General features: G+C 67.0%; 18 protein-coding genes. 13 read left to right on the plus strand and 5 right to left on the minus strand.

What is annotated here, in order from left to right:
* Positions 1-119: 119 nt before the first annotated feature.
* The 3 genes from HYZ11_04530 to HYZ11_04540 are packed head-to-tail and all read right to left on the minus strand — an operon-like array spanning position 120 to position 2,034.
* Positions 120-776, minus strand: coding sequence for a septal ring lytic transglycosylase RlpA family protein (locus HYZ11_04530; protein ID MBI3126850.1), 657 nt, complete (start codon positions 774-776; stop codon positions 120-122).
* Between the two features lie 3 nt (positions 777-779).
* Positions 780-1,502, minus strand: coding sequence for a class I SAM-dependent methyltransferase (locus HYZ11_04535; protein ID MBI3126851.1), 723 nt, complete (start codon positions 1,500-1,502; stop codon positions 780-782).
* Between the two features lie 13 nt (positions 1,503-1,515).
* Positions 1,516-2,034, minus strand: coding sequence for a polymer-forming cytoskeletal protein (locus HYZ11_04540; protein ID MBI3126852.1), 519 nt, complete (start codon positions 2,032-2,034; stop codon positions 1,516-1,518).
* Positions 2,035-2,279: 245 nt separating this feature from the next.
* Here HYZ11_04540 and HYZ11_04545 point away from each other — a divergent pair, with 245 nt between their 5' ends.
* The gene (locus HYZ11_04545; protein MBI3126853.1) at positions 2,280-3,896 is read left to right on the plus strand and encodes a sodium:solute symporter; all 1,617 of its coding nucleotides are present in this window, start codon (positions 2,280-2,282) and stop codon (positions 3,894-3,896) included.
* Positions 3,897-3,934: 38 nt separating this feature from the next.
* Here HYZ11_04545 and HYZ11_04550 read toward each other — a convergent pair whose 3' ends face one another.
* Positions 3,935-5,227 carry a glycosyltransferase gene (locus HYZ11_04550; protein ID MBI3126854.1) on the minus strand — a complete coding sequence of 431 codons (1,293 nt, stop codon included), beginning with the start codon at positions 5,225-5,227 and terminating at the stop codon, positions 3,935-3,937.
* 18 nt (positions 5,228-5,245) lie between these two features.
* On the minus strand, positions 5,246-6,091 hold the full coding sequence (locus tag HYZ11_04555) for an HAD hydrolase family protein (protein ID MBI3126855.1): 846 nt from the start codon (positions 6,089-6,091) through the stop codon (positions 5,246-5,248).
* A 304-nt stretch (positions 6,092-6,395) separates the two neighbouring features.
* Between HYZ11_04555 and HYZ11_04560 the strand changes: the two genes are divergently transcribed.
* The 12 genes from HYZ11_04560 (at position 6,396) to HYZ11_04615 (ending at position 24,607) form a co-directional block, all read left to right on the plus strand.
* The gene (locus HYZ11_04560) at positions 6,396-7,655 is read left to right on the plus strand and encodes a glycosyl transferase (protein MBI3126856.1); all 1,260 of its coding nucleotides are present in this window, start codon (positions 6,396-6,398) and stop codon (positions 7,653-7,655) included.
* Positions 7,656-7,942: 287 nt separating this feature from the next.
* Positions 7,943-10,042 (plus strand): VTT domain-containing protein, encoded by a 2,100-nt coding sequence (locus HYZ11_04565; protein MBI3126857.1) that lies wholly within the window; start codon positions 7,943-7,945, stop codon positions 10,040-10,042.
* Positions 10,039-10,749 carry an endonuclease/exonuclease/phosphatase family protein gene (locus HYZ11_04570; GenBank protein ID MBI3126858.1) on the plus strand — a complete coding sequence of 237 codons (711 nt, stop codon included), beginning with the start codon at positions 10,039-10,041 and terminating at the stop codon, positions 10,747-10,749. The genes HYZ11_04565 and HYZ11_04570 overlap by 4 nt, the downstream gene beginning before the upstream one ends.
* A gap of 56 nt (positions 10,750-10,805) precedes the next feature.
* Complete coding sequence (gene treY / locus HYZ11_04575; GenBank protein ID MBI3126859.1) at positions 10,806-13,664, plus strand: malto-oligosyltrehalose synthase; 2,859 nt, start codon at positions 10,806-10,808, stop codon at positions 13,662-13,664.
* Between the two features lie 61 nt (positions 13,665-13,725).
* Positions 13,726-15,570, plus strand: a complete 1,845-nt coding sequence (gene treZ, locus HYZ11_04580) for a malto-oligosyltrehalose trehalohydrolase (GenBank protein ID MBI3126860.1) — start codon at positions 13,726-13,728, stop codon at positions 15,568-15,570.
* A 181-nt stretch (positions 15,571-15,751) separates the two neighbouring features.
* Complete coding sequence (locus HYZ11_04585; protein MBI3126861.1) at positions 15,752-16,711, plus strand: LLM class flavin-dependent oxidoreductase; 960 nt, start codon at positions 15,752-15,754, stop codon at positions 16,709-16,711.
* A 38-nt stretch (positions 16,712-16,749) separates the two neighbouring features.
* A complete protein-coding gene (locus tag HYZ11_04590; protein ID MBI3126862.1) occupies positions 16,750-17,934 on the plus strand; it encodes an aminopeptidase P family protein in 1,185 nt (394 codons plus the stop codon).
* A 30-nt stretch (positions 17,935-17,964) separates the two neighbouring features.
* Positions 17,965-19,113, plus strand: coding sequence for an N-methyl-L-tryptophan oxidase (gene solA, locus HYZ11_04595; protein MBI3126863.1), 1,149 nt, complete (start codon positions 17,965-17,967; stop codon positions 19,111-19,113).
* 221 nt (positions 19,114-19,334) lie between these two features.
* A complete protein-coding gene (locus HYZ11_04600; GenBank protein ID MBI3126864.1) occupies positions 19,335-21,230 on the plus strand; it encodes a TRAP transporter fused permease subunit in 1,896 nt (631 codons plus the stop codon).
* Between the two features lie 98 nt (positions 21,231-21,328).
* On the plus strand, positions 21,329-22,327 hold the full coding sequence (locus HYZ11_04605; GenBank protein MBI3126865.1) for a TAXI family TRAP transporter solute-binding subunit: 999 nt from the start codon (positions 21,329-21,331) through the stop codon (positions 22,325-22,327).
* 70 nt (positions 22,328-22,397) lie between these two features.
* A complete protein-coding gene (locus tag HYZ11_04610; protein ID MBI3126866.1) occupies positions 22,398-23,219 on the plus strand; it encodes a cyclase family protein in 822 nt (273 codons plus the stop codon).
* A gap of 2 nt (positions 23,220-23,221) precedes the next feature.
* Positions 23,222-24,607 (plus strand): UbiD family decarboxylase, encoded by a 1,386-nt coding sequence (locus HYZ11_04615; protein MBI3126867.1) that lies wholly within the window; start codon positions 23,222-23,224, stop codon positions 24,605-24,607.
* The last annotated feature ends 4 nt before the right edge of the window (positions 24,608-24,611 follow it).

Genomic DNA, 24,611 nt, shown 5'->3' on the forward strand with positions numbered 1-24,611 from the left:
CGCCGCATCCCCCCTTCGCCGAAAGACAATCATGAAGACGGATGGTGGTCAACGAGCAGGGGGCTTCCCCATCCGGCATCCGGGAGCCGCCGGGGAAGGCTCGATGCGAAGCGGGGCTTTCAGGGGACCGTCGCGAGGAAAGCGGTGTATCCCTCCCGGCGCAGCCGGTCGAGCATTGCCCGGGCCTCGCTCGCCTCCCGGAAGCCCTGAAGCTGCACGTGGAAAGACCGGCCAGGGCCATCGGCGGAGGCCACCACGCGGATATCCTTCCACCGCGCCCGGAAATTCATCGAGAACCTGCGCGCGTCTTCCTCCCGGCCGAATTTGCCGAGCATGACCACCCACCGCTGCGCCCCGGCCGGAGGAACCCGAAGCGGGGTTAATCGCACGGGAGCCACTCCCGCCTCGACCATGCCCAGTTTCTCGGCGGACGCCCGCGACAGATCGATCACGCGCCCCTCGATGAACGGCCCCCTGTCGTTGATGCGGACGCTGACCGCGCGCCCGTCGTCCAGCCGCTCGACCCGCACGATGGTATGGAAGGGGAGGGTGCGATGGGCCGCGGTCATCATGTGCATGTCGAACCGCTCGCCGTTGGCCGTCCTCTGGCCGTGATGGGGACGGCCGTACCAGGAGGCGAGGCCGGAAAGCTCATGCTCCGGAGAAGAGCGGGAGTAAGGCTCCGGCCGGGACGCGCATCCGCTCGCCGCCATTCCCAGCAGGAGGAGCCAGATCCGCCAGCGCAGCGCTCTTCCCTCCCGGGGACCCGAGGCCATCGCCTATACACTCACTCCCTTCTGGACCAGAATCTCCCGGTAGCCTCCCTTCAAGAGGCAGAAGTCCAGGACGCGAAAGCCGGAGAATACCTCCATGATCTCGGCGTTCTTGTAGGGGTGCCGCTCCGGACGCCCCGCGCCTCCCGGCAGAGGTTCGATGCGATCCTGATCGAGAATCCGGAAACCCTTGCAGGAACCCGCCCCGCCGGGCCGGAGGCCCCCGAATAGGGACAGGATCATCCCGCCCGGCTCCAGCATGCGGTGGAGGAGCTTCACGAGTTCCCCAGCCCAGGCCGGGGGCATATGGTCGAGGCTGTCCCAGCAGATGACGCCATGGACCGACCGCGGCGGGTATTCCAGCCCGGCCAGGACCTTCCGCCAGCCCTCGGCGGCGAGGGCATCGGCATCGGGCGAGCCCGCGCCGGGAGGCGCGGGGAGCTCCCGCTCCCCCAGGAAATCGTTTACCAAGACCCGGCAGCCCTGGCTTCCGAGAAAGAAGATGTTGCCGCCGTTGACGCGCCCCAGGTCCAGGACCGCCGGGCGGGGAAAGCGCGCCAGGACATCCACGAAGACCTTCAGGGACTTTATCGCCCAGGCGCCCGGCCCGTCCGCGGCGGCGCCCGGTCCGGGATCCGCCGGGGCCTCCGGCCTGAAGGCCTTCTTCAGCAGGAAAAGCTCATTCGGGATGCTGTTCTTGTGGCTATAAAGATTCCGGAACCGCTCCACCTCACGCCCCCGGTCAGTTCTTCACGGCCCCTTCCAAGGGACGGTGGGCGCCGTTCTCCCCCTTCGGCTGAAGCTGGACCGGCTCGCGATCCTTCTTCTCCTTCCCGGCCGGCGCCGCGCGCTCGCCCGTCATGTCCACCGAGCCCTTGAACTTGCCGCCGTCGGCAATGGCCAGCCGGGGCGCGCGGATGTCCCCGACCACGGAGCCGGACTCCATGATCTCCACCCGCTCCTTGGCGTTGAGGTTCCCCTCCAGGCGCCCGATGACGGTGATCTTCTTGGCCTCGACGTCGGCCGTGAGATTGCCGCCTTCGCCGATCACCAGGTGATGGTCCTTGAGGTCGACGTGTCCCTCCACCCGCCCTTCGATGATCAGGTCCTCGCCTCCGCTGAGCTCGCCGCGGATGACGATGGTCTTGCCGATCTTGGCCTGCGGCGCCTGCTTCTCCGCCCGGCCCCTTTCCACAACCGGCGCCGCCGCGGCGGGCGAGGAATGCTGCTCCAGTTCTTTCTCGCGGCTGAATATGCTCATGGCCTTCTCCCGAGTTTGAGTTCACTGACCGGATGCGGATAAGAATTCGAACAAAGCCTAGCACACTCAGGAGAGTACCTGACGGAAAAGACGGGGAGATCCATGGTAAATGCAAAGGATTTTTACCGCTTTCGCTTTTTGCGACGAATCTTATGTAAATGTTGCGTCAATGAAGCGTTAATATCTGTCCCAGCGCACCACTCGCGCCGCTCTCGCGGCGCGCTCGATACTCAAAGGCGGCGTTCATGATTACGGCTCTCGACTATGGAATCTTGTTCCTCTATTTCGCCGGGATGATCGCGCTGTCGGTCTTCCTCGGCCGCCGGTACGCCGGCCGGAAGGATTACTTCCTCGGGGGCCAGCGCATCCCGGACTGGGCCATCGCCGCCTCCATCATGGCCACCCAGGCCAGCGTCATCAGCATGATCAGCGCCCCCGCCTTCGTGGCCGTGCGCCCGGGCGGAGGCCTCATTTGGATTCAGTACGAGTTCGCCCTCCCGCTCGCCATGATCCTCGTGATGGCGGTCCTCGCCCCCTACTTCTACAGGGCCAAGATCATCACCGTGTACGAGTACCTGGAGCGCCGCTTCGACGCCCGCACGCGGGCCGTGTTCAGCCTGGTGTTCCAGCTCAGCCGCGCCCTGGCCACGGGGGTCGCCATCTATGCCGCGGCGATCCTGCTGTCCATCATCCTGGACACCCCGCTGTGGGCCTCCATCCTGCTGATGGGGTCCATCTCGATCGTCTACACGACCATCGGCGGCATCTCGGCCGACATCTGGAGCGACGTGATCCAGCTCGTCCTCCTTTGGGCGGGGACGTTCGTCGTCCTGTGGTTTGCCGTCGCGGCGGGCGGGGGCTGGACGGAGGTGATCGCCCACATCCCGGCCGAGCGGTTCCGCGCGGTGGACTTCGCCTCGCATGGAATCGGCGACGGCAGGACGTTCGGCTTCTGGCCGATGGTGCTGGGAGGTTTTTTCCTCTACGCCTCCTACTACGGATGCGACCAGAGCCAGATTCAAAGGGTGCTATGCGCGGAATCGGAGCGGAAGGCGCGCCGCGCCCTGTGGCTGAACGGGCTGTGGCGCTTCCCGCTGGTGCTCTCCTACTGCCTGGTGGGCCTGGTCATGGCCGGCTTCGTGGTGAAGGAGCCCACCTTCACGGCCTCCATCCCGGAGGACCACCTCGACTACATGATCCCCCTCTTCATCAAGCACTACGTCCCGCCGGGCCTGACGGGGCTCATCCTGGCGGGGATGTTCGCCGCGGTCATGTCCAGCATCGATTCCGCCTTCAACTCCCTCTCGGCCGCCAGCGTCCAGGACGTCTACGTCCGCTACGTCAACCCCAGCGCCACGGAACGCCAGTGCCTCTTCTGGTCGCGCGCCGCCACGGCCATCTGGGGCGTCCTGTGCACGGGGCTCGCCTTTTGGGTGGGGAACCTGGCCCCGACGGTCATCGAGGGGATCAACAAGATCGGCTCCGCCTTCTACGGGCCGACGCTCGCCGCCTTCTTGGTCGCGATTCTCAGCCGGCGGGCGACGGGGAACGGTGTGGTCTGGGGGCTTGCGTGCGGGGTGGGGCTGAACATCGTCCTGTGGGCCGGGTACGACGATTCCGTCTCCTGGCTATGGTGGAACGCCATCGGCTGCGCCGTCACGGTGGCCGTCGCCTCCCTGCCGGCCTTCAGAGGGCCGGGGCTCCCGCCCGCCCAGGCGGACCAGCTGACGATGAGCTGGGCGGAGATGCGGAAGGGCTTCTGGGAGGAACGGGCCATGTACGGGTCCCTGGCCTTTTACTTCCTGCTCATCATCCTCGTCTCATACGGCCTGTGGTTCCTGCAGCCCGGACCGGGCCGGTAGCCTGGGTGGGCCTGCATTGTGCCGGCGCGGCCGCCGTTTCATGTGAACGAAGCCTCTACCTGCCGGCCCCACTTCTCGCCGCTCTCCCAGCGGTCGATGAGATAGTCCTTGTGTGTCTCGAAGACCTCGGCCTGCTCCTCCACCAGGGTCTCGGCCTCCCGGCTGCTCATTTTCTGGGTGTGCGCGACGAAGGAACCCACGCGGGCGTAGTAGAGCGGGCTCATCAAGTCCACGAGCTTGAAGTGGTGATCGGGCAGGTGGTGGAAGACGGCGGCGAAGTCGTAGAGGATTCGCACCCAGACCTCATCCGGCAAGACGAAATTCCGGACGTTGCGGACGCGCGCCAGATGGTGAAGCAGCTTGAAGCTCTCCGGATCGATCAAGTCCCGCCACGTGCTCTTGAAGAGATGGAAACCCGTCTGGTAGGCGGAGATGAGCTTGCTCAGGCTGGCCTGGACCGCCTCGGGCTCCTGCGCCCACAGGTCCACCTGCCCGAAGGAATCCACGGGCTGGCTCCCCCGGATTTTTTTCCAGATGTGCTCGCTCACGCCCATTATGCGGAAGAGCGTGATCACGACCTGCCGGAACATGAAGCCCAGGTCCGTCGCCGGATCCTTGGCGTCATGCACCTTGAGGCCCAGATTGGCTTGGCAGATCTTGAAGCCTTGGGTGATGGCCATCGTGGTCATCCAGATGTCGATTCCGTAGCGGGCGACGTCGGTGTCCCACACGTCCTGCTCGGAATAATAGCGGGCCAGGGTGTCGCGGAAGCCGAAGTCGCCCCCGATCGGCTGGCGGATGCGCTTGCCGTACAACGCGCGGGTGAGGCTGTAGACGATGTTGTTCGTGATGGTCCCGTCATACTTGCTGCGGGCGTAGTTCGGCGCGACGAAGTCGTAGCCCTTGACGAGCATGGGATCGAGCAGATAGCGGATCCAGTCCGGGGTGATGCTCCTCAGGTCCGAGTCGAACACCACGCAACCCTGGGCGCCGAGCCTCTGGACCGCCTCGAAAATGAGCCGGAAGGCGGAGCCCTTGCCGCCGGGCCCGCGGTAGATGGTGACGATCAGCTCTTGCCAGGGAGCGAGCTCGACCTCACGGGCGACCTCCCGGGTGTCGTCGGTGGAGCCGCCGTCCGAGACGATGATCACGGCCCGGAGGCTCTTGTCGTATTCCTTGAGGCCCTTGCTGGCGGTGGAAACGACGTGGGCGATCGTGTCCACGTTGTTGAAGCAGGGGATGCCGATCACGACATCCGCCTTGCCTATCTGTTCCATCCTGCGCGCGACCGGAGGCCTCATCGCGGAATGTATCTTGCCGAATTTGCCCATTCGCCCCTCTCGCTGCGATTAACTTCCGGACAATAAAGGCTCCAGGTTCAATTCGCGGAACAAATCCTCCACGCCGGCCTTCCAGCCGGCGGGGCCGGGCGCGGGAGCCACCCGGACGCCGGGCACCGCGGCGAGCTCGGGCCTGAGCCCCTCTTTCGCGGGAATGGCGACGGCGCGGTCCGCCCAGCGCAGGAGCGGTAAATCGTTCGGGCCGTCCCCGATCCCTATCGTGAGGACGCCGCCGGTCTTCCGCCGGTACATGTCCGCGAGGCGGGCCGCCGCCGTTCCTTTATCGAAGGATCCCGTCAGGTGGTGAAACCGCCCCCCCCGGGCGTAGCGGAGCCCCTTGGAGCCCGCCCACTCCCGGACGGGGGCCAAGTCCTCCGCCGCCGTCCCGCCGGTCCGGATGAACGGAACGCTGGCCCGGCGATCCCGCATCCTGGGAATCCAGCCGGCCGGCAGCGAGGTCAGCCTCTGGAGCTCGGCGTCGTCCATCTCGAAATATGCGCGCAGAGGAAGGGCCAGCGCCCGCCGCATCTCAAGGAACGCCTCCCGGAGCGCCTCCACAGGCGGCCCGAGGGTTTGTACGCTGTAGCCCCCCTCCTCCCGGGAGCCGTCCGGCGCATCCGGGAAAAGGCCGGCCGGGCAGAAGAGGACGCCTCCCCCCTCGGCGATGAACGGATCGGCCAGGCCGAGGTTTGTTACGTAACCTTCGATCTCGGCGCCGGTCTTCGAAGAGGTGAGGATGAGGGCGGCGCCGCTCTTCCGCAGGTCCTGGGCGGTCTTGCGCGCCTCATCCATTCCGTAGGTGTCATGGTCGAGGAGTGAGCCGTCGAGGTCTGAAAAAACCAGGATTTTCCGCAAGTCGCATGAACTCCAGCGATAAAAAACAAGGCGGAGGCCGGATTTTCCACGAATGGGCGTCCAGCTTTCGCTTCCATGAGTGTAAAAAAAGTTTCCCGCCCCTGTAAAGACACCTTCTTGCGCTATTTGTTTGGATATCCTAGAATTCGCCCCGTCTTTAGCCCCGGGGCATGGCCTTTCCGGGGCATGGCCTTTCCGGGGCGCTCCTGGCCCACCGCCTTTTAAATACATGATCCGGCGCGACTGCCTGCTGCATATCAAAGCCGGTCCTTTATCTCCGCTGCCCAACGATGAGAGAACTCCCATGGCAGATTTCTTCCAGAACGGCGTCATCACCACCCTGAATAAAATCCGCACCGATAATGTGGAAAGGCTGGAGGCGCAGTTGCGCCGCTTCAATGAGGTCAGTCCCATCTCCTTGCTGCTCCCCTGCCTCTACAGCGAACTGGAAGGTCCCGCCCTCCGGAATATCGTGGACGTCCTCTCGAAGGTGGATTACCTCGACGAGATCGTGGTGGTGCTGGGCCGTGCGCACACCTCCGAGTTCCTCCATGCCATCGATTTCTTCTCCCCGCTCCGCAATTGCACGATCCTCTGGCTGGACAGTCCTCGGATGAAGGCGATCTTCAAGCTTCTCGACGAGAACGAGATCCAGGTGAACATACCGGGAAAGGGACAGGCGGTCTGGATCGGCATCGGCTACATCCTGGGCAAACGCCGGGCCGACACCATCGTCCTTCACGATTGCGACATCCTGACCTACGACAGCGGGTTCATCGCCCGGCTGTGCTATCCGATCGCCAACCCGAGCTTCGATTACGAGTTCACCAAGGGCTTCTACGCGCGGGCCTCGAACCGCCTGAACGGGCGGGCTTCCCGGCTGCTCGTCAACCCGCTGAGCCGGGCCCTCCGCCACCACGCGGGCCAGGGAGGGAAGCATCCCTTCCTCGACTACCTGGACAGCTTCCGTTATGCGCTGGCCGGGGAGATGGCCATCCGGCGCGAACTGGCCCGCATCAATCGCATCCCCATGGATTGGGGCCTTGAAGTGGGCACCTTGGCGGAAGTCTTCCGCAACTCCTCGACCAAGCGCGTCTGCCAGGTGGAAGTATGCGACGTCTATGACCACAAGCATCAGGACCTCTCCGCGGACGATCCGGGGGGCGGTCTCTTCCGCATGAGCATCGACATCACCCGTTCCATCCTCTACACCCTGGCGTCGGAGGGCGTCTCCTTCTCGGCCGGCTTCATCCGCTCCCTGACGGCCGCCTATCTCCGGAACGCGCAGGACGCCATCGTCCACTACCACGCGGTGGCGAGCTACAACGGCTTCCAGTTCGACCGCCATGCCGAAGAGACGGCGATCGAAACCTTCGCGGAGGGAATCAAGATCGCCTGCGAGGTTTTCCTGCAGGAACCTCTGGAGTCCCCACAGGCGCCCAATTGGAACCGGGTGGCCGCGGCGGTCCCCGGCCTCATGGGCCAACTCGTCCAGGCGGTCGCGGAAGACAACGCCAATCCCAGCGTGGAGATATTGACCGGGGAATTGAAGGAGCGGGTGTGAACCCGGCCGCGGCCCCATCGGCGCGGCGAAAAGGGGGATCGGTCCGTGCCCAAACGCTTGAAAAAGAGCCGCAACCTCTATAGATTCATTGCGGGACGCCGGCCGCGCGGTTCCTTCTGAGCCGTCCGGGGCGGCTGCCGCCACGCTTCTTTTCTTTTCGTTCCTGACCGCCTCCTTCCAGAGTCTCGCCGTGATGGCCAAACAATCCGTCCGGCCCCTTCCGGCCGGACATGCATAGCCGCTCGAGTGCCACGGGATTCTTCCAGGCCGGAAGAAACTGCTGGCGCGTGGAAGAAGCCTCGCGCGTCGCCTTCCTCGTCGACGCCGCGGCCTATTTCTCCGCCTTCGCATCGGCCGTGAGGCGGGCGAGCCGGTCCATCCTCATCTGCGGATGGGACATCAACAGCCAAGTGGAACTCCTCCGGAACGGCGAGGACAACGGCGGCTTTCCCAGCCGAGTGGGGCCCTTCCTCGACGCCGTCGTGGCCAGGAATCCCGATCTCCACGCGCACATACTGACGTGGGATTTCGCCATGCTGTACGCGCTCGACCGGGAGTTCTTTCCCGTTTTCCGGCTGGATTGGAGCACCCACCGCCGCATTCACTTCCAGCTGGACGGCACCCACTGCCTTGGCGCCTGCCATCACCAGAAAATCGTTGTGATCGACGACGCCGTCGCCTTCGTCGGGGGTATCGACCTCGCGCAGGACCGATGGGATACGCCGGAGCATCTCCCCAACGATCCGCGGCGGGTAACCCCGGGCGGCGTTCCTTACCCGCCCAAGCACGACGTCCAAATCATGGTGGAAGGCCCGCCCGCCGCCGCGCTTGGAGCGCTCGTGCGGGAGCGCTGGATGCGGGCGACCGGCGCCACCATCGCGGAGCCGGTCCCCGCCGCAAGCTCCAGGAGAGACATTTGGCCCTCGGCCTTTCCTCCCGGCATGGAGAATGTCCCCGTCGCCATCGCCCGCACCTATCCTGAATTCAAGTGCTGGCCGAAGGTGCGCGAGGTGGAGGCGCTGTATCTCGATTCCATCCGGGCGGCGCGCCGGGCGATATACGTCGAAAACCAGTATTTCAACTCATTCGCCGTCGGAGAGGCGCTGGAGAAAAGGCTCCGCGAGCCGGACGGGCCCGAGATCCTCCTGCTGCAATCCAAGGAAATCACGGGCTGGCTCGAGGGGACGACGATGGGGACCCTCCGGGCCAGGCTCATCCGGCGCCTCAGGGAGGCGGACCGGTTCGGCCGCTTCCACGTGTGTTATTCCGCCCTCCCGGACCCGGCCGTAGACCTGACGATTCACTCCAAGCTGATGGTGGTGGACGACTTCCTGGTGCGAGTGGGCTCATCCAACCTGAACAACCGCTCCATGGGCTTGGATTCGGAATGCGACCTCTGCATCGTCGCCGAGGACGAGCGGACCCGGAAGGCCATCGCCGGCATCCGCAACCGGCTTCTCGGAGAGCACCTGGGGGTCCCTCCGGAGAAGGTGGAGGAAACCTACCGATCGAGCGGCTCCTTGGCTTTCACCGCGGCCGCCTTGGGCGGGGAGAACCGGCGCCTCGTTCCCCTCGAGGTGAAGGCCGACGAATGGCTGGACACCGCGCTGCCCTCGTCGGTGGATCCGGAGCGGCCGGTATCGACGGATGAGCTGCTCGAATGGTTTCTGCCGAAAGATGAGGAAGGCAAGGCGGCTTATCCCCTGATCGGGTTCGGCGCCGCCGTGGCTGTCATGCTTGCCCTGGCCGTGGCCTGGCGGGTCACCCCGATGAGCGAGTGGCTGACCGTCGAGGCCCTCGCCGGCTGGACGGCCTATTTCAGGGCCGGCCTGCCCGAACTCCTCCTGATTCCGGCCCTGTTCGTCCTCGGGAGCCTGGTCATGTTCCCGGTGACCATCATCGTCGCCATGCTTCCCCTTATTTTCGATCCGCTCTCCAGCCTCCTCTATTCATTCATGGGCATCCTGGCGAGCGCCTCGGCGACCTATGCCGCCGGCCGCTTTCTGGGCCGGGACGCGGTGCGGAAGATGGGGCGTACGAAATTGAACCGCCTGAGCCGGGTGCTCGCCAATCAAAGCTTCACCACGATGAGCATCGTCCGCCTGATTCCCCTGGCGCCCTATTCGGTGGTCAACATGGTCGCGGGGGCCTCCCGCGTGCCGTTCGGATCGTTCCTGCTCGCATCGCTGGTCGGCATGTCCCCGGGCATCCTCGCCGCCACCCTCTTTTCGAACCAGCTGAAATCCGCCTGGAACAACCCCGGCCCGGGAAGCCTCCTCATGCTCGTCTTCATCGTGGCGGCCACGGCGGCCGGGAGCGTTTGGCTGCACCGGAGGCTCAGGCCGCAGCTTGAATCCTCCGGGGCCGGCGATGGGAGAGGCGCGTGAGGAGGGAGCACGGCTGCTTCTCCATCTCCTCCTACAACATCCACCGGTGCATCGGAAGCGACGGCGGAATGGACCCGGGGCGGATATCCCAGGTGATTGGCGAGATGGATTGCGACATCGTCGGCCTGCAGGAGGTGGACTCGCATCGAACGGACGGGGGCCTCTCGTATCAGATGGATTATCTGTCGGACGCGACCGGCCTCGTGGCCATCCCCGGACCCACCATCCAGACCCAGGACCGGCACTACGGGAACGTGCTGCTGTCCGCCCATCCCGTCCTGGACGTCCGGCGCCTGGATCTGAGCGTCCGGGGAAGGGAGAACCGCGGGGCCCTCGATGTCGATGTGGAAATTCACGGCCGGCGGGTCCGGGTGGTGGTCACCCACTTCGGCCTTTTCGGCACGGAGCGCCGGCAGCAGACCGCGCGCCTGCTGGAGTACCTTGGGACGGCCTGCTGCGGGATGTGCGTCCTGCTGGGCGACATCAATAACTGGCTCCCGTTCGGCCCGATGTCGCACCGCCTGAACTTCCACTTCGGGCGCACGCCGCTGCAGAGGACCTATCCCGCCTGGCTCCCCATCCTGGGCCTGGACCGAATCTGGGTGAGCCCGCCGCGGGCGCTCCTGGACATCAGTGTGCACCGCTCACGGCTCGCGCGGATGGCCTCGGATCACCTTCCGCTGAAGGCCGTCATCCGGGCGCTGTGACGCGGGAAGCGGGGATAGCGAATGCGTGAGGCGGCGAGGACAGGAGACATGAACGGATGAGCCCGCGCCGGAGCGCCCGAGCCGCTCCTCCCCGACGCATGAAAGCCCCGGCTCTCCCTCCGGGCGCCACCTACCGCATCCAGTTCAACCGCCGCTTCACCCTCGACGATGCCGTTCGAATCTGCCCTTACTTGCGGGAACTCGGCATCACCCACCTGTACGCCTCCCCCATCTTCGCCGCCCGCCCGGGAAGCGGGCACGGATACGACGTCATCGATTTCTCCTCCGTCAATCCAGAGCTGGGGGGCGAAAAGAGCCTCCGCCGCCTCGTCCGGGCGCTCGCGAAACGGGACATGAGCCTCCTGCTGGATATCGTCCCCAACCACATGTGCATCGCCCACGAGGGAAACCTTTGGTGGCAGGACGTCCTTGAGAACGGCCGCTCCTCCTCCTACGCCGAGTTTTTCGCCATCGAATGGGAGCCCCCCCAGAAGGAGCTCCGCCGGCGCGCCCTGCTTCCCGTCCTCGGGGCCTCGCTCCAAGAGGTGCTGCGGAATCGGGAGATCAGGCTTTTCTTCGGCGGCGGAAGCCTTTGGGCGCGTTACTACACCTCCCGCTTTCCGCTTGCGCCGGACACCTGGCCGCCCATTCTCGATCTGGCGGCCAGTAAGAGCCGGGCGACCCGCGGCGCCCGATTCCTGCAGGGCCTGAGCCGCATGCTGTCCCGGCTTCCCGATCACTGGAGCGGGCATCCGGAAGAGGCGAGGAAGCGCCGGGACGAGGCCGCCCGCGTCAAGCGGCGGCTCGGGGCGATCACGCGGCGCGGAGGCGCCCTTCTTCGGGCCCTGGAAGCCGCGCTGGAGGAGATCAATTCGGCGAAAGGCCGCCGCCTGCTCGCCTCGATTCTCGAGTCCCAGCCTTACCGGCTGGAGTTCTGGCGGGAGGGGCACCGCAGGATCAACTACCGCCGGTTCTTCGACATCAATGAGCTGGCGGGCCTGAGAGTGGAGCGCCCGGAGGTGTTCGAGGCCGTCCACGGCCTCGTCCTCCGGCTGATGCGCGCGGGGTGGGTGCAGGCCCTCCGGGTGGATCACGTGGACGGCCTCTACGACCCGGAGAAGTACCTTCGCGACCTTCGGCGCGCCATCCGGGCCGGCCGCCGAGCAGGCCCCCAGCGCAATCCTTTCATCCTCGTTGAAAAGATCCTCGCGAGGGACGAAACCCTGCCTCCGCGCTGGCCTGTCCAGGGCACCACCGGCTACGAATTCCTGAACCTGCTGAACGGCGTTTTCGTGGCGGCGGAGGATGGGGATGCCCTCCGGCGCATCTACGCGCGGTACGCGGGGGAGAGGCGCCCCTTCGGGAAAATCGTGCGCGAGAGCAAGAAGCATGTGATCGAAGCCTCCTTCGGAAGCGATGTGAACCGCCTCGCCCGCCTGCTGAATGAGGCGATTTCGGGCCATTCGAAGCGCCTCGGCCTCTCCCAGCTGGAAAAGGCGCTGTCCGAGCTCCTCGCCGCCTTCAGGGTCTACCGTACCTACGGGCGCGGCGGAAAGCTTTCGGCCGTGGACGCCCGCCGGGTGCGCGAGGCGGTGCGGGACGCCCAGGCCCATAATTCCCGCCAACGCGGTGTCCTCGCCCGCATCGGAAAGCTCTTGCTCGGCGAAGAGCGCCGGGCCGACCCTTCCCTGCGGAGGGAGTTCCTCCTGCGCTTCCAGCAGCTGAGCGGGCCGGTCATGGCCAAGGGCTACGAGGATACGGCCCTCTACCGCTACTACCCCCTCGCCTCGCTGAACGAGGTGGGCGGGGAGCCGGACCGGTTCGGCGGGCCGCTGGAGGAGTTCCACCGGGAGAATCTCAGCCGCCTTCGCCGCTTCCCCCATGGGCTCTCCGCCACCAGCACGCATGACACCAAGCGGAGCGAGGACGTGCGGGCCCGGCTCGACGTGCTCTCCGAGATTCCGGAGGAGTGGGAGGAGACCATCCGGCGCTGGCGGACCCTCAACCGGAGGTGGAAATGCCGGATAAAGGGCGCGGAAACCCCCGCCCCGGACGACGAGTACCTCCTGTATCAGACCTTGGCGGGGGCATGGCCCTGCGAATCCATGGACGAAGTGGTGCGGTGCGAGTTCACCGGTCGCATCCAGGCGTACACGCAGAAGGCCCTCCGGGAGGCCAAGCGGCGCACCAGCTGGCTCAATCCGGACGAGTGCTACGAGGAGGCGGTCCGGAGCTTCATCTCCGCCATCCTGAAGCGCGGCCGAGGGAACCTGTTCCTGGAAGAATTCCAGGAGTTCATGGCGCGCATCATTCGGCCCGGCCTCTATAACTCCCTCTCCCAGACCCTCCTCAAGATCGCCTCGCCGGGGGTGCCGGATTTCTACCAAGGCTGCGAATCCTTGAGTTTCTCCCTCGTCGATCCCGACAACCGCAGGCCTGTGGATTTCACCCGCCTTCAGCGCGTCCTCGCCCGCATCCGCGGCGCCGCCGATTACGCTGCGCTGGCCGGGAGGCTGGCCCGGGCGCCGGAGGACGGCCGCGCCAAGCTTTTCGTGACCTGCCGGGCGCTCGAGGCCCGGCGGAGGCACTCCGGCCTCTTCGCACGGGGCGCATATCTTGCCGTCAAGGCCGCCGGCAGGCGGAAGGGGCATGTGGTCGCTTTCGCGCGGACGAAGGGGAAAAAAGTCTTCGTAGCGGCGGCGGGGCATTTTTTCGTACAACTGGATGCAGCGCGCCGACCGCCGGTGGGGGAGGACGCCTGGGAGGATACCGCCCTGCGCCTCGGCCGGAGGCTCGGCTCGTCCCGCTGGAGGGACTGCCTTACGGGAGAGGAATGCAAGGCCGCCGGCGCCGGCCTCCCCTTGGCGGAGGTTTTCTCCCGGATGCCGGTCGCCCTGCTGGAGCGGATTTCGTAGTGCTGCGAATGGGAGTCATTCGTCTTCATCATTGCACCGCAAGAAAACGAGGAATCGCTCCATGAGCGACGCTCATAAGCCGCTCGGCGCAACCTGCCTGGGAGACGGCCGGTGCGAATTTTGTCTCTGGGCTCCGGCCGTGGAGCGGGTGGAGGTCCGGCTCGTGGGGCCGGACGACCGCATCCTTCGGCTTTTCCGGGAGGAGAACGGCTACCACCACGTCATCGCCGAGGGGGTGCAGCCGGGCGCGCGGTATCTCTACCGCCTGGACGGCGAGAAGGAGCGGCCCGACCCCGCCTCGCGCTTCCAGCCCGAGGGCGTCCACGGACCCTCGGAGGTGACGGACGCCTCCTTCGCCTGGACGGATGCCGGGTGGAAGGGCATCCCCCTGGGCGACTACATCCTCTATGAGCTCCACGTGGGGACTTTCTCCGGCGAGGGCACCTTCGGCGCGGTCATCCCCTTCCTGGACGGGCTGAAGGAACTGGGCGTCACCGCCGTCGAGATCATGCCTGTCGCGCAGTTCCCGGGAGAGCGGAACTGGGGCTATGACGGCGTCTATCCCTTCGCCGTCCAGAACTCCTACGGGGGCCCCGAGGGGCTGAAGCGCCTGGTCGACGCCTGCCACGCCCGGGGGCTCGCCGCCGTCCTCGACGTCGTCTACAACCACCTCGGCCCGGAGGGGAACTACACCCGGGACTTCTCCCCCCTCTATTTCAATCCGGCCTACCACACGCCATGGGGCGCCGCGCTCAACTTCGACGGGCCGGGGAGCGACGAGGTGCGCCGCTTCTTCATCGAGAACGCCCTGTACTGGGTCCGGGACTTCCGCTTCGACGCCCTGCGCCTGGACGCCGTCCACGCCATCCTGGACACCTCCGCCCGTCCCTTCCTGGAGGAGCTGGGCGAGGCCGTCCACCGGCAGGGGGAGGCCGAAGGCCGGAAAATCTATCTCATGCCCGAGAGCGACCAGAACGACCCCCGGCTCGTGACGCCCCGGGAGGAGGGAGGCCATGGGCTGGACGCGGTGTGGACGGATGACTTCCACCACGCCTTGCACGCCGCGCTCACGGGGGAGCGCGGGGGTTACTACGCCGACTTCGGCCGCCTGGCGGACCTCGCCAAGGCCTTCCGGGAAGGCTTCGTGCACTCTGGCGGCTACTCGCGCTACCGCAAGCGCCGGCACGGAAGGAGCGCCCGCCATCTCCCCGCCTTTCGCCACGTCGTCTGCGCCCAGAACCACGACCAGGTGGGCAACCGGATGCGGGGGGAGCGCCTGAGCGCCCTCGTCCCCTTCGAGAAACTCAAGATGGCGGCGGGGCTCGTGCTGCTCTCGCCCTTTCTCCCTCTCCTGTTCATGGGGGAGGAGTACGGGGAGACCGCTCCCTTCCTCTATTTCGTCAGCCATACGGATTCCGGCCTCATCGAAGCGGTCCGGAAGGGCCGGGCGGAGGAGTTCTCCTCCTTCGGCTGGCGGGAGACGCCACCCGACCCGCAGGGCGAGGCGGCCTTCCTGCGCTCGAAGCTCCAACACCGCCTCATGGACGAGGACATGCACAAGAAGCTGCGCGAATTCCACCGGGCCCTCATCAGGCTTCGGCGCGGGTCCCCCGCCTTGTCCCGCCTCCGCAAGGAAGACCTGGAAATCCAAGCGTTCGAGGAGCGGAAGGTGCTGCTCCTCCGCCGCCGGGGCGGGGGAGAGGAGGCGGCGGCCGTCTTTCATTTCGGCGAATCGGAAGGCTCGTTTCCCCTCCCCGGCGGCCCTTGGACAAAGAAGCTCGCCTCCGCCGACGCCCGGTGGGGAGGGCACGGGACGAAGATGGCCGACGGGGACATCGCCCGGGAAGGCGAAGGGCTGGGCCTCCCGCCCCACTCGTTCTTCCTTTTCACCAAAAGCCTTGCGTAGCACCTAGGGCCTCGGGAGCGCGGCCTCTCCCGCGCCGGAGACGGGCGGGTTTGTCGCTGGCGGGGATTTTCCTTAATATTCCTTCTCCATCCGGCCTCCGGGGAACCTCATCTCTCCCGCAGCCGCGCGGGGGCGAGGCCGCGGAATCGCCTGGAAACCTTTCGATCGGAGGCTATTGCCCATGGCCCGGTTCCACTTCGGTTACCTCCTCCCCACCCGCGGCGTGGTCGTCCAGGCGAAGGGAGCGGGAGCGGACTGCCGCCCCATCTTCGACCTCGCCCGGAAGGCCGAGGCGCTGGGGCTGGATTCGGTCTGGCTCGGGGACAGCGTCCTGGCCAAGCCGCGCCTGGAGAGCTACACCACCTGGGCGGCCGTCCTGGCCTCCACGAAGCGGGTGAAGGTGGGGACGGCCGTCCTCCTGGCCGCTCTGCGCCACCCGGTGATGCTCGCCCAGGCGCTCAGCACCCTCGACTGCATGGCGCCCGGGCGCGTGCTCCCCGGCCTGGGCGTGGGGAGGCCGGACCTCAAGTTCGAGTTCGAGACCTTGGGAGTGCCCATCAACGAGCGCGCGCGCCGCTTCACCGAGACGGTGGAGATCCTCAAGCTCCTCCTCCGCGATCCCAAGGCGGACTACGAAGGGAGGCATTTCTCCTTCAAGGGCGTCGAGCTGGAACCCCGGCCCATGACTCCGGGCGGCCCGCCCATCTGGATATCGAGCAACCTCGTGGAATCGGGCCTGAAGCGCGTGGCGCGCCTGGCCGACGGCTGGATCACCAACTCCATCACGGCCGGCCTCTACCGGCAATGCTGGGAGAAGATTCTCGCCTACGCCGGCGAGGCGGGCCGCCGGGCCGAGGCGGAGCGGATGCCCCAGTGCCTCTACGTGACCATGAACATCAATCCGGACGCGAAGAAGGCCGAGCGAGAGTGCGGGGAGTTCCTCTCCAAGTACTACCACAAGACCTTCGAGGAAGTGCGCAAGCAGCTCCTCGTCGTGATGGGGGACGGGCCCCGGGTCGAGGCGGAGCTCCGGGGCTACATCGAGGCCGGTGCGACCGTCTTCGTCGTCCGCTTCGCCGGCGGCAGCCAGGAGGAACAGCTCGAGAACTTCGTCTCGGAGCTCCTCCCCCGGCTCAATTAACCTCGCCCTCCGCGCGTTTCGCGGACAGGGAGGCGCCGATGGTCATCGAGAGCGGAACGGGCGTCTCCAAGGAGGAGATAGAGGGCCGCCTCGCCCGGGCGCGGGAGCGCATGCGCTCCCAGGGGCTCGGCATCCTCCTCGTCATCGGCCGCTCCTTCTACGACCGGATGGGGAGCCTGGCCTATCTCACGAACCACTTCCCCCCCTTCCCGCCGGGCGCCTTCAGCGAGAAGGTCCGGGGCATGGGCCACGGGTTGCTCGTCCTGCCCCTCGAGGCGGAGCCCGTCCTCTTCGTCGATCACCGCAACTTCCGCCGGGAGATGGTCCACATCCCGGACGTGCGCCCCGAGAGCAACATTTCCCTCGCCTGCGCGAATCAGCTCAAGAGGCTCGGCGCGGAGAAAAGCCGGGTCGGCATCGCGGGCGAGGACATCATGCCCGCCACCATGTACCGGGACCTGACCGGGGCGCTGCCCGAAGCCAAATTCGAGAACGCGAACGAGCTGGTGGACGGCCTGCGGGCCTCCAAGAGCCCGGCCGAGGTGGATTACCTGCGGGGGGCGGCCCGCATCGTCGAGGCGGGCTACGCGGCCATCTTCGCGGCCATCCGGCCCGGCGCCCGCGAGAGCGACCTCTGCGCCGAGGGCCACGCGGCGGGGATGCGGGCGGGGGCGGACTTCGTGCGCTACGTGCGGGTGCACAGCGGCCCCTGGGCGAGCTGGGGCTCGCGCTGGCCCCAGGCCACCCAGCGCCGCCTGGAGCCGGGGGACGTCATCCGCTTCGACTACGTGGGGGCGTTCGAGGGCTACGGCTTCGACGTGAACCGGACGGCCGTCGTGCCCGGCAAGAAGCTCGATCCCAAGGTCGAGGCCATGATCGAGCTGTGCGCCGCGGCCACCGAGGCGGCAGTCGCCACGGTGCGGGCGGGCGCCAGCGCGGCGGACGTTCACCGCGCCGCTTCGCATTTCCTGGACCAGAACGCGGGGGGCGCGGGCCGGTATCTCTATCCGATGGCCGGGCACGGCATCGGCCTGGAGACGGTGGAAGCCCCTCTCATCCAGCCGGACAACGGCGCCCGCCTCGCGCCGGGGATGGTGCTCTGCGTCGAGCCCACCTTCAACCTGCCCGAGGTGGGGGGCGCCAACGTCGAGCAGATGGTGCTCGTCCAGGAGGGCGGATGCGAGGTGCTGACGAAGACCCCCACCCGCCCCTGGCGGAAATGAGGCCGAAGGCTCCTCCAGAGGAAGCCCGCCATGACGTTCGATGTCCTCGTCATCGGCGGGGGCCTGAACGGCCTCGCCTCCCTCAACCACCTCCGCCGCCTCGGCGTCCGCAGGCTGGGCCTCATCGAGCGCTTCCGCCTCGGCCATGACCGGGGCAGCTCCCACGGCCAGGCCCGCATCACCCGGAGCACCTACGCCTCCCCCCTGTACGCCCGCCTGATGCACCTCCTCCACGAGGAGGAATGGCCCCGCCTGGAGCGGGAGGCGGGGGAGCGGCTCGTCCATCCCTGCCCCGGCTGCTTCTTCGGCCCCCCCGGCGAGGCGCTGGAGAAATACAAGCGCGCCGTCCTCCAGGCGCAGGCCCGCGTGGAGTGGCTCACGCCCGCCGAGGGCCGCAGGCGCTTCCCCCAGTTCCGCTTCGAGGATGCCGAGGGCATTCTCCTCGACCACACCGCGGGGGTGGTCGCCGCCGACGACGCCATCGCGGCCTTGATCCGTCTCGCCCGCGGCGGCGGGGCCCAGATCATGGAGGAGACGGAGGTCCTCTCCATCGACGCCTCGCGCCAGCCCCTCGAAGTGGCGACGGAGCGGGGGGTGTTCCGCGCCGAGCGGCTCATCGTGACAGCGGGGGCGTGGGTGGGGCGGCTCCTGCCCTTTCTCCGGCCCCGCCTCAAGGCCGCCCGGCAGACCGTCGGATATTTCGAGCCGGCGGGCGCTCGGGCGGACTACGGGATCGGCCGGTTCCCGGTCTGGCTCTACATCGCGGACGGCGAGAACGGCCATTACTACGGCATGCCCGAGTTCGGCCGGCCCGGAATCAAGGCCGCCCGCCACCTCGCCCAGGGCATCGACGACAACCCGGACGCCGCCCCCGCGCATCCCGATCCCGCGCGCATTGAGGAGCTTTGGGGGTTCCTGCGCGCCCAGCTCGCCGCCGTCCCGCGCCGGCTCCTGGCGTGGGAGCACTGCCTTTACACGAACACCGAGACGGAGGATTTCATCCTGGACCTCCACCCCGGAAATCCGCTCGTCGCCGTCGGCGCGGGCTTCTCCGGGCACGGCTTCAAGTTCGGGCCATTCACGGGCCGGGTGCTGGCCGAGCTCGTCCTGCACGGCAAGACGTCCATCCCGGAGTTCGAGGAGGCGAGGGGCGAGTTTTCCATCCACCGGCCCCGATGAGGCCCGCCGGCGCGAGGACCGGCCGGTCGCTCGGACCGGTGCGAGAAGCGCCGCTTTGGGTTTGGAGGCCGATTTTGCTAAAATAATTTCTTCAGCTTCTGCTTCGCCCAGGTAACGCCAGGGAAACAATCCTCTGGTAATTTTGCTTATCTCCGACTCTTCCCCACGCGCTCCGGCGGACGGGAAGGAACGGTTCTTCCCCTCGGCTCGATGAGGCCCAGATGAAGAAGTTCCTCCATCCGGTCGCCCTGCTGGCCATCCTCTGGTCCCTTCTCCAGCTCTACTGGGCGGTGTTCGGGATGTCGCACGTTCTCCTCGTCCGGCCCATCCACCTGAGCTTCGCCCTGGCCCTCGTGTTCCTGACCACGCCGGCCTGGAAGGAGGCGAAGACAGGCGCCTGGGACTATGCCCTCGCCCTCACCGCCCTCGCCTCGGCCGGCATGTACGCGGCGGAGTGGGATTTTCTGAACAACCGCATCCGTGATGTGGACCCGGTGCCCCTGCGCTACCTCATCGCGGGCGTCCTGTACCTTCTCCTCACCCTCGAAGCCTCCCGGAGGTCCCTGGGCTGGGGGGTCACGTCGATCGCCCTGGCGGCCCTGGCCTATAACTTCCTCGGCCACTTCATCCCGGGCAACTTCGGCCACCGGTCCGTTCAGTTCGCCCCCTTCGTGGAGTTCCAGACGATGGGGGTGGAAGGGCTGTTCGGCGTCCCCCTGGGCGTGAGCGCCGAGGTGGTCTTTTACTTCGTGCTGTTCTCGGCGGCGCTGGAGATCTCGGGTGGGGGGCGCCTGTTCATCGACATGGCCGTGAGGCTCACGGGCCCCTACCGCGGCGGCCCCGCCAAGGCCGCGATCGTGAGCAGCGGCCTCATGGGCACCATCAGCGGGAGCGCCACCGCCAACGTGGTGGGGACGGGGGTGTTCACCATCCCCCTCATGAAGCGGCTCGGCTTCGCGCCGCATTACGCGGGCGCGGTCGAGGCGGTCGCCTCCACGGGCGGGCAGATCATGCCCCCCATCATGGGCGCCGCCGCGTTCATCCTCGCCGACATGACGGGAATCCCCTACCTGAGTGTGGCCGCCGCCGCGGCCATCCCCGCCGTCATCTACTATCTTTCCCTCTTCTTCATGGTGGACCTCGAGGCGCGGAAGAGGGGGCTTGCCGGGATGCGCCGGAGCGAGCTACCCCTGCTGCGCGGAATCCTTCTCGAGCGCGGGCTGCTCTTGCTCCCCATCATCTTGATCGTGGGCTATATGGTGGCGGGCTACACCCTGATGTGGTCGGCGACCTCGGCGGCGATCGGGGTGGTGGTTCTGAGCTGGGTGCGCCGCGCCACCCGGATGGGACCCGTCAAGATCATCGAAACCCTCGAATCCGCCGCCCGGATGGCCATTCCCGTCGCCATTCCCTGCGCGGTGGCCGGAATCATCGTCGGAGTGCTCGTGGACACCGGCCTGGGGCTCAAGTTCTCGGGCCTCATCGTGGACGTCGCGGCCGGCCGGCTCCTGCCGGCGCTCCTCCTGGTGATGGTCGCCTGCATCATCATGGGCATGGGCATGCCCACCTCGGCGGCCTACATCATGGCGGCCACCCTCATGGGGCCGGCGTTCGAGAAGATGGGGCTCCTCCCCATCGCGGGACACTTGTTCATCTTCTACTTCGCGATTCTCTCCATGGTGACCCCTCCCGTGGCGCTCGCCTCCTACGTCGCGGCGGGGATCGCGGACTCGGGCCTCTCGGAGACCGGCTGGAAGGCCTTCCAGCTCTCCTTCGCGGCCTTCCTCGTCCCCTTCGCTTTCGCCTACAATCCGGCCATGCTGCTCGAGGGTCCGCTGACCGAGACACTGTGGGTGACCGCCACCTGCGCTTTGGGGGTGTTCGCCTTGGCCGCCGCCGTGACCGGCTATCTGGCCGGCCCGGCGGCCGGGTGGGAGCGCGCGGCTTTCCTGGCGGGCGCGATCGGGCTAATCGTCCCGGAGAAGACGACCGACTTGCTGGGGCTGGCGCTGCTCCTGTTGAGCGGCTGGATCCACGTCCACCGCGTCAGGCGGGCCGCCCCGGCGGGACACCGGATGGAACATCCCAAGGCGGCTCCCGCGCAGGAGCCGAGGTGAAGAATCCCGCCGCCGGCTCCGGCGGGAGGCTATGGCCACGGCCCGGCCGCGCCGGTTGCCGGGCCGGGCGGAACACCCATTCAGGAGGGGTTGTCGTCATGACGCAAAAAGCATGGAAGCGCCTTTTCGTGCTCCTGGCGGTTCTCGCTCTCTGCCTCGCCGGCTCCGGCCGATCGGAAGCCGCCAAGCGCATCCAGCTCGGGAGCTGGAACCCGGGGAGCGGCTGGTACATCTACGCCGCGGCGATGGCGAACATCATCAACAACGCCAACGTGGGAGTTCAGATGGACGCGCTCGCGAAGGGCGGCGCCATCGGAAATCCCATCAACGTGAGCGAAGGCAAGTATGACGCCGCCCTCACCTTCAGCATCGCGGCCAACTGGGCCTATCAGGGGAAGGTGGCCTACAAGAAGGCCTACAAGAACCTTCGGGGCCTCATCGGCGGAATGGACGAGTACTACCTCGGAATCGTCACGACCAATCCGAAGGTGCAGAAGATCAGCGACATCAAGGACAAGAAGATTCCCGTCCACTACGTGACCGTCCCCCGCGGGGGCCTAGGCCAATGGGCCACGGAGGCCATGCTCGAAGCCCACGGCATCAAGTTCGACGACATCAAGAAGTGGGGGGGCTCGGTCACCCACACCGGCTTCAACGTCATCACGAGCCGGATCAAGGACGGCCAGGCCGACATGTTCAGCCACACCGTCAACCCCGGGCACCCGTCCCTGACCCAGATTGCCATCGAGAAGAAGGGCCAGCTCCGCTTCCTCGGCGTCAACGACTCCGTGCGGAACCAGCTCATGAAGATCGGCTTCCTCAAGGAGACCATGCCCGCCAACACCTTCCCCGGGCAGACCCAGCCGCTCCCCACCTTCGGCTTCACGACATCCATGAACGTCGCGGCCTCGATGGACAACGAGACCGCCTACATCATCGTCAAGACGCTCATCGATCGAATCGGCGAGCTGCGGGCTTCCCACAAGGGGCTGAAGACCTTCAAGCCCGAGAAGACGGCCTGGCAAGAGGACCAGATGGGAACCCCCATCCACCCGGGCGCCGCGCGATACTACAAGGAAAAGGGCTGGCTGAAGTAGCCCCGGCGGAAGCCCGGCCTCCCCGCCCCGGGGCGGGGAGGCCGGGCGACTTTCCCTCACAGGAGGCGAGATGGGCTACCGGTTCGTGGATCTGACCCTGGTCATGGATCCGAAAGACACCTACGTCCAATTCCCCCGCGACGAGATTTACGGCAAGCCCGCGCCAGGCACCACCATCACGCCCATCGCCACCCTGGACGTGGATCACATCGCCAACTTCCGGTTCGAGACCACCACCCAGAGCTACACCCATTACGACGCTCCCGCGCACTTCTACCACGACGGCCTGAAGAACCACGAGGTGCCGCTCGACCATCTCTGCGGGGAGGCGTGCGTCATCAAGATACCGGGCAAGGGGCCGTCGGACACGGTGTCGGCGAAGGACCTCGAGGCGGCGGGGGTCGGGGTGCGGCCGGGGGACATCGCCATCGTGAGCACGGAGTGGACCGACCGCGCCTGGGGCTCGCGCGATTTCTGGGAGCACATGATCTACCTCACCACCGACGCCGCCGACTGGCTCATCGGGAAGGGCATCAAGGCCCTCGTGCAGGACTTCATGACCTGCGACTCGCCTCTCTACCCCCCTCCCGAGCGGAAATGGCCGGCGCCCGACTGGAGCCCCAATCACATCAAGTTCCTGAGCCGCGGGATCTGCCTCATCGAGTGGTGCACCAACATCGGCGCCATCCGGAAGGAGCGGGTCCTGCTCGTGACCGGGGCGCTCAAGCTCAAGGACACCGAGGGCGCGCCCGCCCGGGTGATCGCCATCGAGGAAGTCGAGGGCTCTCCCTCGCGCGAAGGCCTTCCCCCCCTTCCCCCGCTCGAGAATCCCTACAAGGACCGGGGCGCCTGGGCGAAGGGCGGCGGCGCGCGGCGCGCCGCGGGGGCGTGAGCATGGCCGATCAGAGCCTGCGCGGCTTCCTCCGCATGGTGGAGCGGGATTTCCCGGAGGAATTCATCCGCATCCGGGAGCCGGTGAGCCGGAGGCTGGACATCACCTCCACCGTGTTCGAGTTCGAGCGCGCGGGGCGCCAGCCGGTGCTCGTGTTCGACCGCGTGGAGGGCTTCGACATCCCCGTCGTCACCAACATCGCCGCGAACCGCCGGCTCCTCGCGGCGGCCCTCGGCGTGAAGCCGGACGCGCTCCCGGCGGCCTACCGCGAGCGGTGCCAGAACTACATTCCGGTCGAGGTGGTGCCCGACGCCCCCTGGAAGGCGGTGGTCCTCGAAGGGGACGAGGTGGACCTGACCCGACTGCCCATTCCCATCCATTTCGAGGTGGACGCCGCGCCCTACATCACGGCCGGGCAGCTCGTGGCCCGGGATCCGGAGACCGGGGTCGACACCACGGGCTTCCACCGGCTCATGCTGAAGGGCAAGAACCGCCTGGGGCTCTCTCTTCACTCCCGCCGCCGCATGTACGAGTTCCACCGGCGGGCGGAGAGCCGGGGGGAGCCGCTGCCGGCCGCCATCACTCTCGGCATCCATCCCATCCACTACATGGGCTCGATGGCCTACCACTACCCACCCGGCGTCCGGAAGTACGAGATCATCGGCGCCCTCTTCGGCGAGCCCTACCGCGTCTCTCCCTGCGGAATCCCGGGGATCGAGGTCCCCGAGGGGGCCGAGATCGTCCTCGAGGGCGAGATATTGAACGAGGTGCGGGAGCCCGAGGGCCCCTTCAGCGAGTTCACCGGCTACGCCTCCTACCGCAGCACCGAGAACGTCTTCGTGGTCAAACGCATCCAGATGCGCAAGGACGCCATGTTCCACAGCGTGGCCTCCGGCATGTCGGGGGACCATCTCCTCGTCTCGACGGTGAGCCGGGAGGCCGAGATCCTGAACACCCTGCGGCGGAACATGCCGAACGTGCGGTCGGTCCACGTCCCCCTCATCACGGCGGGGGCGCTCATGGCCGTCATCTCGATGAAAAAGACGGCCGAGGGCCAGCCCCAGCAGGCCATCATGGCCGCCCTGGGGACGGAGTTCTACTGCAAGTGCGTCATCGTGGTGGACGAGGACGTGGACATCTTCAACCTGTCGGACGTGATGTGGGCCGTCATCACCCGCACCCGGGCGGAGAAGGACATCATCTTCATCCCCGGCGCGATGGGCGCCATCCTCGACCCGACGTCCGACCCCGAGACCCACACCCTTACCAAGGTCGGGATCGACGCCACCAAGCCGGCGGGCCGGGACTTCGCCGAGCGGCTCACCATCTCCGAGGAGCAGCGCGCCCGGGTCCAGCGGATCCTGGAGGGCACCGGGGTGCGCTTCTAGGGTG

The organism is Candidatus Tectomicrobia bacterium (assembly GCA_016192135.1).
Taxonomy (GTDB): domain Bacteria; phylum UBA8248; class UBA8248; order UBA8248; family UBA8248; genus 2-12-FULL-69-37.

What these genes read in the sequence shown, in the direction of transcription:
- HYZ11_04530 (MBI3126850.1), bottom strand. Translation starts at nt 776, where the DNA reads ATGGCCTCGGGTCCCCGGGAGGGAAGAGCGCTGCGCTGGCGGATCTGG.
- HYZ11_04540 (MBI3126852.1), bottom strand. Translation starts at nt 2,034, where the DNA reads ATGAGCATATTCAGCCGCGAGAAAGAACTGGAGCAGCATTCCTCGCCC.
- HYZ11_04545 (MBI3126853.1), top strand. Translation starts at nt 2,280, where the DNA reads ATGATTACGGCTCTCGACTATGGAATCTTGTTCCTCTATTTCGCCGGG.
- HYZ11_04550 (MBI3126854.1), bottom strand. Translation starts at nt 5,227, where the DNA reads ATGGGCAAATTCGGCAAGATACATTCCGCGATGAGGCCTCCGGTCGCG.
- HYZ11_04560 (MBI3126856.1), top strand. Translation starts at nt 6,396, where the DNA reads ATGGCAGATTTCTTCCAGAACGGCGTCATCACCACCCTGAATAAAATC.
- treY (MBI3126859.1), top strand. Translation starts at nt 10,806, where the DNA reads ATGAGCCCGCGCCGGAGCGCCCGAGCCGCTCCTCCCCGACGCATGAAA.
- treZ (MBI3126860.1), top strand. Translation starts at nt 13,726, where the DNA reads ATGAGCGACGCTCATAAGCCGCTCGGCGCAACCTGCCTGGGAGACGGC.
- HYZ11_04585 (MBI3126861.1), top strand. Translation starts at nt 15,752, where the DNA reads ATGGCCCGGTTCCACTTCGGTTACCTCCTCCCCACCCGCGGCGTGGTC.
- HYZ11_04590 (MBI3126862.1), top strand. Translation starts at nt 16,750, where the DNA reads ATGGTCATCGAGAGCGGAACGGGCGTCTCCAAGGAGGAGATAGAGGGC.
- solA (MBI3126863.1), top strand. Translation starts at nt 17,965, where the DNA reads ATGACGTTCGATGTCCTCGTCATCGGCGGGGGCCTGAACGGCCTCGCC.
- HYZ11_04600 (MBI3126864.1), top strand. Translation starts at nt 19,335, where the DNA reads ATGAAGAAGTTCCTCCATCCGGTCGCCCTGCTGGCCATCCTCTGGTCC.
- HYZ11_04605 (MBI3126865.1), top strand. Translation starts at nt 21,329, where the DNA reads ATGACGCAAAAAGCATGGAAGCGCCTTTTCGTGCTCCTGGCGGTTCTC.
- HYZ11_04610 (MBI3126866.1), top strand. Translation starts at nt 22,398, where the DNA reads ATGGGCTACCGGTTCGTGGATCTGACCCTGGTCATGGATCCGAAAGAC.
- HYZ11_04615 (MBI3126867.1), top strand. Translation starts at nt 23,222, where the DNA reads ATGGCCGATCAGAGCCTGCGCGGCTTCCTCCGCATGGTGGAGCGGGAT.